This window comes from Synechococcus sp. OH2 (assembly GCF_047462155.1).
Lineage (GTDB): Bacteria > Cyanobacteriota > Cyanobacteriia > Thermostichales > Thermostichaceae > Thermostichus.
This window is the reverse complement of record NZ_JANSIR010000077.1, coordinates 24,083-35,940: the sequence shown is the minus strand read 5'-3', so window position 1 is coordinate 35,940 and position 11,858 is coordinate 24,083. Positions and strand designations below refer to the sequence as shown.

The 11,858-nt window shown below is 62.6% G+C and carries 8 protein-coding genes; 5 read left to right on the top strand and 3 right to left on the bottom strand.

The window, feature by feature from the left end; all coding sequences use genetic code 11:
* Together NW835_RS06625 and NW835_RS06620 are read right to left on the bottom strand one after the other, a co-directional pair.
* A partial coding sequence (locus NW835_RS06625; RefSeq protein ID WP_414414848.1) for a pyridoxal-phosphate dependent enzyme occupies window positions 1-429 on the bottom strand: 429 nt, incomplete at its 3' end.
* A gap of 93 nt (window positions 430-522) precedes the next feature.
* Window positions 523-1,971: an isochorismate synthase gene (locus tag NW835_RS06620; RefSeq protein WP_414414847.1), complete on the bottom strand. Its 1,449-nt coding sequence runs from the start codon at window positions 1,969-1,971 to the stop codon at window positions 523-525.
* Between the two features lie 464 nt (window positions 1,972-2,435).
* Between NW835_RS06620 and menA the strand changes: the two genes are divergently transcribed.
* From menA to NW835_RS06595, 5 genes are all read left to right on the top strand, one after another.
* Window positions 2,436-3,302, top strand: coding sequence for a 2-carboxy-1,4-naphthoquinone phytyltransferase (gene menA / locus NW835_RS06615; RefSeq protein ID WP_414365304.1), 867 nt, complete (start codon window positions 2,436-2,438; stop codon window positions 3,300-3,302).
* Between the two features lie 141 nt (window positions 3,303-3,443).
* Complete coding sequence (locus NW835_RS06610; RefSeq protein ID WP_414414846.1) at window positions 3,444-5,309, top strand: LptA/OstA family protein; 1,866 nt, start codon at window positions 3,444-3,446, stop codon at window positions 5,307-5,309.
* Between the two features lie 73 nt (window positions 5,310-5,382).
* Entirely contained in the window at window positions 5,383-6,561 is a 1,179-nt protein-coding gene (locus NW835_RS06605; protein WP_414365308.1) for an LptF/LptG family permease, read from the top strand.
* 80 nt (window positions 6,562-6,641) lie between these two features.
* A complete protein-coding gene (locus NW835_RS06600) occupies window positions 6,642-9,935 on the top strand; it encodes a hypothetical protein (RefSeq protein WP_414414845.1) in 3,294 nt (1,097 codons plus the stop codon).
* A 93-nt stretch (window positions 9,936-10,028) separates the two neighbouring features.
* Complete coding sequence (locus tag NW835_RS06595) at window positions 10,029-11,264, top strand: LL-diaminopimelate aminotransferase (protein WP_414414844.1); 1,236 nt, start codon at window positions 10,029-10,031, stop codon at window positions 11,262-11,264.
* A gap of 139 nt (window positions 11,265-11,403) precedes the next feature.
* Here the strand turns inward: NW835_RS06595 and NW835_RS06590 are convergent.
* The coding region (locus tag NW835_RS06590) for a Gfo/Idh/MocA family oxidoreductase (RefSeq protein ID WP_414414843.1) at window positions 11,404-11,858 on the bottom strand (455 nt) is incomplete at its 5' end.

Below are 11,858 nucleotides of genomic sequence, written 5' to 3'. Positions count from 1 at the left end.
GATCTCCGCCCCGTACATCAGGGTTTGGGCCAGCTTGCCCTTGGCCACATAGCCATCAGGAATCAGCACGTAGGCCCGCAGGCCTCCTTTGGCCGCATAGGCAGCGGCTGCTGCTGAGGTATTGCCGGTGCTGGCACAGAGGATGGCCTCCGCCCCCGCCTCCTTGGCTTTGGACACCGCCATGGTCATGCCCCGATCCTTGAAGCTGCCGGTGGGGTTGAGACCCTCCAGCTTCAGGTAAACCTGGCAGTCTCGCCCCAGCCGTCGGCTCAGGGCGGGAGAGGGGATCAGAGGGGTATTACCTTCATGCAGCGTCACTACGGGGGTGCGAGGGCTGACGGGGAGCCACTCCCGGTAGTGCTCAATGATGCCGGGCCAGAGACGGGATCCGGCCATAGGCGGGGAAGAGGGGGGATTGAGGGTAACCATGCTGTGGACAAGTCGAGGCCGTTAAAGGGCCAGCTCTCTAACTTTAACTGTTTGGGAGACTGTTCTATCAGCTTTGCCCAACGGCGGCTGCAACTACCAGCCGAGGGAGTCTGGTGGCTGCAAGGCCAGGGCCTGAACCAGCGCCTGCAGCTTCAGGCGGATTTCGGCCACTTCCTGCTCCGGCTTGGAGTCGGCTACGATGCCAGCGCCAGCATACAGGCGGACCCGCTTCCCTTCAATCAGGGCTGAGCGGATCCCAACCACCAACTCGCCATTGCCCTGCAAGTCCACCCAGCCCAAAGGGGCGGCATAGCTCGAGCGGTCAAAGGGCTCCCACTGCTCCAGCCACTGCAGCGCCGCCTGCTGCGGATAGCCTCCTACAGCGGCAGTGGGGTGGAGCTGGGCCAACAGGTCAAATAGATGCACATCAGCGGGGAGCTCCGCCTCGATTACCGTTTGCAGATGCTGGATGTTGGCCAAACAGCGCAGCCGAGGCTGAGGGGAGATGCGGGGCTTCATCCCCAGCCGGCCCAGAGCTTCCTGGATCGAGCGCACTACCCACTGGTGTTCACGCCGGTCTTTGGCGCTCCGGAGCAATTGCTCGGCCAGCATCCGGTCTTGGTGGCCGTTGGCGCCGCGGGCGACGGAGCCGGCCAGCGCATCAATCTGCACCCGGCCTTGCCACACCGAAAGCAGCCGCTCCGGGCTGGCTCCCAGGAAGACCTGGGGAGGAAAATTCCCCTCACTTTCTGAGGCAAAGGCGAAGACGCTGCAATCGGGGTGATGCGCCTCCAGATAGGCCAGCAGCGAGGGGATGGCCGGAGGGGAGGGCAACACCAGATCCACCGCTTCCGCCAGCACCGCTTTCTCCAGAGATCCCACCTGAATTGCTTGCAGGGCTTTTTCAATTCGCGCCAAGAGGGCCTCTTCCGCCACTGCCACCTGCGGCAGCGGCTGGGGCTTCCAGGCATTCCAGGCAGGCAAGGGGGCCTCGGCAAGGCGCTGCATGCGGGCAAAAAAAGCGGCAATCTGGCCGGCCAAGGCCGCCGGGTCGCTTTCAGGGCCAATTTCCAGGTTGAGCCGCGCCACCGTCAACTCCCCCTGCACCTGCAACAGTTGCCAGCGCGGCAGGACCAGCGCTGCCCCCCCGCCGCTGTTGGGGGCAAAGCCAAAACGGCAGAAGCACAAAGGGCGCTCCTGCTGGCTGCGGGCGGACTCTGGGGTGCAGCCGGGAGCGCTATGAACATGGGGCTGGATCCCTTGCACAAAGGCCCGTGCCGCCTCAAATCTCCCCTTTCCCGAAAGGTCGAGCTGCCGCAGGGATCCCCATCCCAGCACCCGCACCCGTTCCCCTTGCGTCGGGTGGGAGAGGTAGCAATAGCCGAGGGAGTGGCTGGGGGGGAGCGAGCCCAACTGCCGGGCCAGCACTGCCAGCGGATCTAGCCCTGAGATGGGCTGCCATAGGCTGAGAATCTGGGGGATCCCTCGCGCCCGCGCCATCTCTTGGCAGGCCGCTAGCAGGGGATCCCAGGCGTGTTCCACCTCTCCTGGACCAGCAGAGGTGTGAATGGGCAGCCAGTCTCTGGGCCCTTCCGGGCATCCGGACGCACCCTTCCAGGGGAAAAGAGAAGAAGTCATGCGCAAGCAAAAGAGGACGATCCCACCTTGGCCGAAAACAGGACAAGCGTCATCGCAGCCGGCAGGGGAAGCTGCAGAAAGGCGTTTCAGGATAGGAGATTAGGAGAGCAGCCGGCGGCTCAGGCTCGCCAGCGCCGGATCCCAGGCGTTTCTTTACGGATTGCAAAGTTTCTTAGCATCCTTGGGGATGGGGACAGAAGCCCCCTAACCTAACAAATACAGAGCCAACACAGAACCCAGAGAGAGCTAGATCCAACATGCTCGCACAGCCGGAACCGTCAAAGAGAACGTGCAGGGATCCAGAGACCAGCCAGGTACAGCTTGCAGAAAAGGGCACTTGGGAGGGCCGCTCCCGGCGGCAGTTGTGGATGGCCGCCCTCAAGCCTCCTATGTACAGTGTGGCCATCATGCCCATCTGGGTGGGATCTGCCATCGCCTACGCCCAGGCAGGGGTGATGGATGTGGGGGTTTTGGCGGTGTTTTTGGGGGCCGCCATCTGTCTTTTGGCTTGGGTCAACATCAGCAACGATGTGTTCGATGCCCAGACAGGGGTGGACAAAAACAAGCTCCACTCACTGGTCAACCTAACCGGCAAGCCGGAGCAGGTGTTCTGGGCTGGCAATGCCTTTTTGGCCCTGGGGTTGGCAGGGATCCTCTGGCTAAGCTGGCGGCAAGCGGATCCAACGGTGCTGCTGCTGGTGCTGCTGGCCTGCGGGCTGGGCTACGCCTACCAGGGGCCGCCCCTGCGCCTGGGCTATCAAGGGCTGGGGGAGATCCTCTGTTTTTTGAGCTTTGGGCCGCTGGCGGTTCTGGCTGCCCACTACAGCCAAAGCCAAACGTGGTCGCTGCCGGCCCTGGCGGCCTCGCTGGTGGTGGGGATGGTCACCAGCCTAATTTTGTTTTGCTCCCATTTTCATCAGGTGGAGGACGATCTGGCTGCTGGCAAGCGCTCGCCAGTGGCTCGGCTGGGCACCCGCCGCTCCGCCCGTCTCATCCCCTGGATCTGCGGCAGCATTTTTGGCCTGCTGCTGCTGTTTGTCGGGCTGGGGGCTTTTCCGGCTTGGACGTTGCTGGGTTTTGCCGGGATCCCCTTTGCGGTGCGGCTATCCCGCCTGCTGGGGGCCTACCACGACCAGCCGCAGCGGATCAGCCATTCTAAGTTCATCGCTGTTGGCCTCCACTTTTGGCTAGGGCTGTTTCTGGGGTTGGGCTTTATCCTCAGCCGTCTGGGATAAACCAGAACCTTAGAGGTGATCGGGATCCCGACGAGGCGGCCCGCAAATTGCGATAAGCTACAGCTTAGTGTGCCGGGTTGGGTGTTGGCCCTGCTGGAGCTCATGGGTTCGGAATCAACGTAAGGCAGCGGCGAGAACAGGATGCGGCGATTTTTCAATTCCAACCTGGGGGTGGCGCTCTTGGGAACCGGCCTCTTGGCCGCTCTGGTTGCCTGGGCCTTGTCCATCGACATCGAAGAGGTAAAGGTGGAGTCCCCTCCCCCGGATCAGCCCCTTTCCGTCAGCCGCAGGGTGGATATTGTGGGTCGTCGAGGGGGCCACCAGCGTTGGCGTCTCATCGCCGAACAGGTGGAGCTCAGAGCTGGGCAACAGGTGTTTGAGCAGGGGGCGCACGGCTACTTCTACGGAGGTGGCGCCGACCGCCAAGAAGAGGTGCCGGATCCCTTTTTTGCCAGCAGCGAGCAGATGACTTGGTGGGCCAAGCGGGCCCGCTACGACGCCACTGCCGACGCCCTCTATCTGGATGAGGAGGTGGAGGTGAGAAGCGAGGATGGCAGCCTGCTTCTGACCCGCGCTCTGAGAGTCACGCCTGAAGAGCGCATCGAGGTGCCGGCGGAGTTCACCCTCAAGGGGCAGGAAATGGTGCTGCAGGGCCGCTCCGGCTCGTTTAACTTCCAATTTGCCCTCCTCAGTGCCCAGCAGGGCAAGCTAATTATGCTGCCTCCGGATCGCCCCAGCAAGACGGAGTCCTCCAGCTCTGCCCAAGGAGCCGACCTGGCCAGCGCCGCCCGGTGGGTGGCCACTGCGGCGGCGGATCCTGCCTCCACCACCATCACCGCCGACCAGATCACCTACGATCGTGCCAATCAAGTGGCCGAAGGGAGAGGCAACCTGCGCATCCGCGAACGTGGCATCGAGATTCGCGCCCCTCAGGGCACCTACCTGCGCCAGCAGGCCCAGAGCATTCTCTCCGGCGGCGTCGTGTTGCAGGAGGTAGCCGGCGACACCAGCCGGGATCCCCTGTTAGCCGATCTGCGCTTGGCCCAGGCTGGCCCACAGGCGACTCCCAACCAACCGGATCAGGAGGTCACCATCATTGCCGACCGCCTCACCTACGACCGCAACACGCAAGTTGCCCGCGGGGAAGGCAACCTGGAAATTCAACAAGGGGAAACCATCATCCAGGCAACTCAGGGCACCTACCGCCGTCGCGAATCCCAAAGCCTGCTGACGGGGGGAGTGACCCTGCGCGAGCCGGGGCGGGTGCTCACCTCCGCCCGCCTGGAGGGCAACCACCGCGACAAGATCTTCTTCTTCGAAGAAAACGTTCTCTACCGGCAGATGGCCGCCTCTACCCCAGCTCCTGGCGGCGGATCCCTGACAGAGGAGCTGCGCCAAGCCGAAACGGAAGTGCGGGCCGCTCGCCTGGTTTACAACTCCCGTACCGGCACCTCGGAGTTTAGCGATGCTGTCGAGTTTATCCAGCGGGGGCGCAAGGCCAAGGCCAACCAGGCCACCATCACCCCTGAGAAGGTGGAGCTGCGGGGGGAGGTGGTGATCGAGCAGATCGAGGGGGACTGGCTGGCGCGGCGCCTGCAAAACCCCCAGACCCAGGCCGATGTCGATCAACCGACGGTGATCTATGCCGATCGGGTGGAGATCGACCAGGCCAGCGGCGATGCCCGCTTCCTCGGCAATGTGGTGATCGTCCAGGCCAACCGCGCTATTGAGGGAGATCGGGCCGACTACTCCGACCAAGGGCAGATTTTCAGGATCACCGCCGACCAGGCTCCCGTCCTCCTCTGCGATCGCGGCGAGCTCACTCCCGTTCCCCCCAAAACCAGTGAGGGTCTGCCCGGTCGCGATGCTCTGGATCAGATGTGTCGGGGCGCCAACCGCCTCAGCGGCAGGCTGGTCACCCTGAACTTGGAACAGGATGAGTACACCGTCGAGGGGGACGAGCAGCAGCAGGGGATGTTTCAATTTCGCATCACCGACGCCCTCTGACGGGATCCAACCCTTGCCTGCCACTCGTCTGGGGCCGGCTAAGTCGCACGCCAGTCTGAGGGAATAAAGGCACATGCCCACCCAATTGACCAAAGGAAAACGGCACCAAGGCGCTGCTGGTAGGGGGAGCTTGTGGGGATCCCTAAAATTTGGGGGCTTTTTTTTGGAGTTTTATCTCTTCAAAGAAATGATCCGCCCCTTCTTTTTGGGGGTGGCAGGGGGCACGGTAATGATGCTGGGCAACCAGCTTTTTATCTACGCCGATTTGCTGGTGAAAAAAGGCGCCCCTCCCCTCACAATTTTGCACATTCTCCTCCTCAACTTGCCCGCCATTTTGGTGGTCACCTTCCCCATTGCCGGCCTCTTTGCCACCCTGCTCACCCTGGGCAGGATGGGGGCCGACAGCGAGATCACGGCTCTGCGGGCCGCCGGGATCCCCTATCGCAAGGTGCTGATTCCGGTGCTCTGCATCGGTCTACTGATCAGCGGCCTGGCGCTGTTGACCAATGAAGTGATCGTGCCCCAAACCAACCAAAAAGTGAAAACCCTGAACACCAATCTCATCCTGGCTCAGGATGCGCTTCCCTTTGACTCGGAAGAGATCGTGCGGGTGGACGACGACCTTTGGTTTCATGTGGGATCCATTGACCCGGAGACCGGCTTGATGCGCGACTTACTGATTTTGGATCGCAAGGCCGAGACCGGCCACCTACGCTACCCGCAGGTGATCTCTGCCGAAACGGCACGTCAGGTGGGCCAAGCGTGGCACCTGCAAGACGTGGTGATCCGTCGCTACGACGAGCGGGGGCGCACCTACTACGAGGGCCAGGTGGCGGAGATGGAGCTGAACATCGTCAGCAAGTTGGTGGGCCTGGTGTACGCCGAAAAGGTGCCCCAGGAGCAACGGGCGGCAGAGCTGTGGGAGCAATGCCAGCGATATCGAGCGGAGCAACGTCCTTCTGCCGATGTAGCCCGCTGCCTGACGGAGTACCACCTCAAGTTCGCCATTCCCTTGGCCAGCTTTTTTGCCATCTTGGTGGCTGCGCCCCTAGGCCTACAAACGGTGCGGCAGACCGGCCGCTACGGCAGTGTGGCGCTAGCGATTGTCCTGGTGTTTATTTACTATGTACTGATGAGCTTAGGACGCGCGATGGGTCGAGTTGAGCAGATCGATCCCTGGCTGGCTGCCTGGTTGCCGAATATGATTTTCGGCGGGGTGGGCTTCTCTCTACTGTGGCGGTTTTTACGGTGAGATTCGGCAACTTCCCACATGGCTTCAGCCCTTGGGCAAGGTGGCTAGCCCTTTGCTGGGGCAGCTCCCTGTGGGTGGGAATGGAGAGGGCGGTCTTTGCCCAGCCGGATCTCCTGCCCACCAATATGGAGGGCTACCAGCGCTTTTGGGCAGCGCAAACGTCGGCCCAGCGGTTACAACCGGCTCACCGAGCTCCCAGCCCAGAATCGGTTGCTCCCCCTGGTGCCAGCCTGCTGGGGGATCCCATCACCTTAGCCGAGGCTCAATCTTCTCCGCCCCCTGTGCTCTTGAAGGCGGCAACTGGACCTTCTGCGGCCTCAGTTTCTAATCTTGGCTCCCCGCCGTCTAGCACCCCTTCTGAAAAGGCCCTCACGCCAGAAGAGTTAAACCGGCAGCGGCTGCAACGGCTCTTGGCCGAGGGGGCGGCGGCCCACGCCCGGCGGCAGGCACAACAGGCCCAGGCAACGCCGTCTTCCCGGCCCGCTTCAGCGGCGACGTCCCCTGCAACTGTTCCGACGCTGGACTCTCTCGGCTCCCCCCGTTCCCAAGCTGCTGCCCTGCGGATGGAAGAAGAACCCCGGCTGCGTCCCACCGAGACTAGGCGCGGCCTAGGATCCACTGGCGAGAGCTTAGCTACTGCTTATCCGGTTACCCCTCAAGGGCCAGAGGGGCTTGGTTCGGAAGAGGCGGCGCAGCGAATCCCGACCTTGCTCTCGCAAGCCGGCGGGAGCTGGAATTTGGGCGGCGCCCCTTCCCCTGCACCTTCTTCCACCGGCACTCAGATGGCAGCTCAAACCGGAACTGAGTCATTCACCCCCACTGCCGGATCTCTACTGGCTCCCCAGTTGTTGGAGCGGTTCCCCCTGTTGCGGGATCTGGGCGCTCCTGCCACTGGCCCAGAAGCCGCTCCGCCTGCCAGCCAGGGATCCCAGATTCGCCAGCAACTGGCGGCCACCGCCACCAGCCAACGGCAGATCCCCCTCGACCCGGATCAGATCAACGTCAGTGGGGATGTGCTCCGCTACATCGCTGAACAAGACCTGGGCATTGCCGAGGGAAACGCCCAGATCCAACTGGCCGACGGCACCCGCATCAGCGGCGAGCGGCTGTTGTTTTACCGGCGGGAACGGCGCCTGCGCAGCGAGGGCCCTTTTCGCATGGAGTGGCCTCCTGGGCCGCAGGGGCGCGGGATCCGGCAAATCGAGGGGCGCAACCTGGACTTGGATATCCCCGGTCGCAGCGCTCAATTTGAAAACTCGCTGGTGATCCTGCCGGGGGAGGAGCCGGGCACCCGGGTTTTTGTGCGCAGCCAAGAGACCACTGCCCTGTTGGGAGAGCGGATCTTCTTCGAGAAGGCCACCGTCACCACCTCGCCGGAGCCGCCCATCACCCACTACGTGCAAGGGGATCGGGTGGAGGTGTTTCCCGATGACCGGGTCATCGTTTACGACGCCCGCGTCTTTGCCGGTGGCGAGCTCACCCAAGAGGGCGATCTGCGGGCGGGGCTGCAGATTGCCTACTTGCCCCTCTTCGTCTACAGCCTGCGGGATCACCAGTGGGTGCTGCCGGGGCGCAGCGAGGCGGAAGGGGTGTTTGTCAAGTCCAGTTGGGCCTACCGCTTCGACGAGTACAACTTCGGCGGCCTGCGGCTGGATGTCCTGCAGAAGAAAGGCCTGGGCATCGGCTTTCTGCACGACTACATTCTCCCCATCCCCGATAGCGTCAACTACGGGCGAGCCCAGTTTTACTTGGTAACTGAGGCCGACCAGCGGCGCTTCTCCAGCCGCTTCCGCCTTGACCACAACTTCGACTTCTACGCCGCCAACCTCCTCGGCCAAGAGGGCCAACTGCGGGGCCAGCTCAACCTCAACCTAGACAACACCTACCGCCCTGCCGGCGGGCGCAACGACAACGCTGACCTCCGCCTCAACGCCACCTTTCAGGGGGATCTCTCCACCACCACCCTCAACATCAACCGCAGCGGATCCCAGGAGAACGGCACCTATAGCTTTCCCCTCACCCTCAGTCACATCCAGCGCTACGGGGGCGTGCCTTGGCTGCAGTCGGATCTGCGCTTGGACTACAACCAGCGGGTGAGTGTCAAAGATGGGCCAGATTTTGCTGACGCACGGCTGACCCTGGGTGCCCAACTCACCCCACCCGGCTGGGGAGGCACCTACCGCCTCAACTACCGCGCCTACAGCAGCTCCAACGGCGACACCGAGCCGCGCCGCAACTTCGAGCTGGCCTTCAATCCCGATCTCCTCCGCATCGCTCCCGATATCTCCCTCAGCAGCACCTTCACCCTGACCCAAGAGCAACAGCCGGATCGAGAAGTGGGATCCGGCCTCAACTTTTTCAATCGCTACGAGCTGCGCTCCAGCCTTCAATTCAACGACATTCAACCGGCTCCCTGGATCACCTTCATGCCCGGCTCGATCGACTACACCCAAGTCCTGTACTCAACCCCTGACCAGGAATCCACCGTCAGCCTCAACCCCCGCCTCAGCCTCAAGCCCGCCGACTGGAACACCATCGATCTGCGCTACAGCCGCACCTTCTACGGCAACAATTCCGCTCCTTTTCAAACCCTTTCCGTCAGCCCCAAGGATGTGGATCGCCTCAACGCCAGCATTAGCTTCTTCACCCCGCGCAACTTCCTGCTCAACGTGCCCCCCGGCTACATCGCCTTTGAAGACGACCTGCCCGGCGAGCTGCCCATAGCCCTGACCTTCCCCGACGATACGCCGGAGGATTTGGAAGCGATTGCCTCCCGCAACTTGCAGGAGCTGCAGGCGGAAGTAAAAAACCTGTTGCGCTTCGACACCACCCTTGGCTACGACTTTGTCGCTCAAAAGTGGGATACCCTCAACGCCAACTTTACCTGGAACACCACCCCTGAGCTATTCAACATCCAGGTGCAAACCTCCTACGACCTCAACCAGGGGCAGTTACAACCGATCCGGCTGGAATATCGGGGGCGCAGCAGTACCACCTTCAACCGGGAGCAGCGCTCGGGTCTAGATAGCTATGAGCCGGGGATTAGCTACGCGCTGCAGGCGGTTTACGATCCGCGGTCGGGGGAGATTTCCACCTACGGCCTCGACCTAGATGCCACCCTCGGCACGCAATGGCAAAACCACTGGCGGTTCCGCCTGGGCCTAACGGAGGCAGGGATCCGCCGCATTGAGGTGCGCCGCGACCTGCGGGATTTCGAGCTGCGCTTGGCCTACGATCCGCTGGCGGCGTCGCTGCGCCTAGAAGGGATCCTGGTGGCCTTTCCCAGCCGCCCCCTGGGCCTGACCCAGGAGCGGGGAGAGTTTCACCTGACCTCGCCAGTGGGTGCCTTCAGCCTGGATAGCCTGGGGCAGTGAGCCAGGCAGGTTACAGGGGTTGACAGAAGCAGGAGGGAGGTGGCTTCGGCTACACTGGAGGGCCGGTGGTTTTTTAAGCAGTGCTCAACTCCTATGGCCAGGATCAACGACCACTTCCTCAAGCTGAAGGCCGGCTATCTCTTTCCCGAGATTGCCCGGCGGGTACAGGCCTTTGCTGCCGCCCATCCGGAAGCCCAAATTATCAAGATGGGCATTGGCGATGTTACCGAGCCGCTGCCGGAGGCCTGCCGGACGGCCATGATCCGGGCCGTGGAGGAAATGGGGGAGCGGGCCACCTTCCGCGGCTACGGGCCAGAACAGGGCTACGAGTGGCTGCGCCAAGCCATTGCCCGGCACGACTTTCAGGCCCGCGGCTGCGACATCGACGCTTCTGAGATCTTCATCTCCGACGGCTCCAAGTGCGACTGTGGCAACGTCCTGGATATCCTCGGTCACGACAACACTCTTGCCATCACGGATCCCGTCTATCCCGTCTATGTGGACACCAATGTGATGGCGGGCCATACGGGGCCGGCCAACGAGCGGGGCGAATACGAGGGCCTGGTCTATCTGCCGCTGACGGCGGAAAACCACTTCACCGCCAGCCTGCCCGAGCAAAAAGTCGATGTCATCTACCTCTGCTTTCCCAACAATCCCACCGGCGCAGTAGCAACCCGGGAGCATCTGCAGGCCTGGGTGGACTATGCCCGCGCCCACAACTCGCTCATCCTCTTTGATGCCGCCTACGAGGCCTACATTACGGAGCCTGGGATCCCCCACTCCATCTACGAGATCCCGGGGGCAAGGGAATGCGCCATCGAGTTCCGCTCCTTTTCCAAGACAGCCGGCTTTACCGGCACCCGCTGCGCCTTTACAGTGGTGCCCAAGTCGCTACGGGGCCAAGCTGCCGATGGCTCCTGGGTGGATCTCTGGAGCCTGTGGTATCGCCGCCAGTCCACCAAGTTCAACGGCGTGGCCTACATCGTGCAGCGGGGGGCAGAAGCCGTCTATTCTGAGGCAGGGCAGGCCCAGGTGCGGGCTTTGGTGCAGTTTTACCTGGAGAATGCCCGCATCATCCGCGAGCAGTTGGCCAAAGCCGGGATCCAGGCCTACGGCGGCGTCAACGCTCCCTACGTCTGGGTAAAGGCGCCCACTGGGCTGAGCAGTTGGGAGTTTTTCGACAAGCTGCTGCACACCTGCCATGTGGTGGGGACTCCCGGCTCTGGCTTTGGAAGCGCCGGCGAGGGCTACTTGCGCCTGTCGGCTTTTAACAGCCGCGCCAACGTAGAAGAAGCCATGCGCCGCATTGTCAGCGTGTTTGGGAGCTGAGCAGCCGGCCCTCCTCACCCCCAGCTCCTCTCCCCTTGGGGGGAGAGGGGGGATAACCAGCATGCTGTTTCATAGCTGTCTGCAATTTCTGAAAACGCTTTCGAACTTCTCCCCTAAGGGTTCTCTGGAGTTGGATGGGTCACACTTCCACGCGGACAACCTGCTGGGTTTGGGCGGATCGCTCGGCGGCCTCGGCCACGGCGAGGGCATGGAGCATCTTTTCGGTGTCTACGTAGAGAGGGCTGCCGTGGCGCAGGTGATCCAGCACCATGCGGGTGTCTTGTTCGAACAGGCCGTGGCGGGATCCCGTCTCCAAGGGGTGGGCACTGCCGGCGCGCAACAGCATCGCCTCTTCGCCGTTGATCAGCAGGCCCCCCCGCTGGCCGTGGAACTCCAGTAGCCGCTGCGAGCACCACAGAGAGTCTCCCTTGCCATAGGTCAACACTGCCAGCAACCCATTGGCAAAACTCAGTTGGGCTGTGCAGTAGCAACTGCTGTAGCGCTGGGGCAAATCCGGCCCGTCGTAGCGCAGTTGACAGCTCACCCGCTCCACCTTGCCCAGCAAGTCCACCAAGCGGTGAATGCGGGAGACAG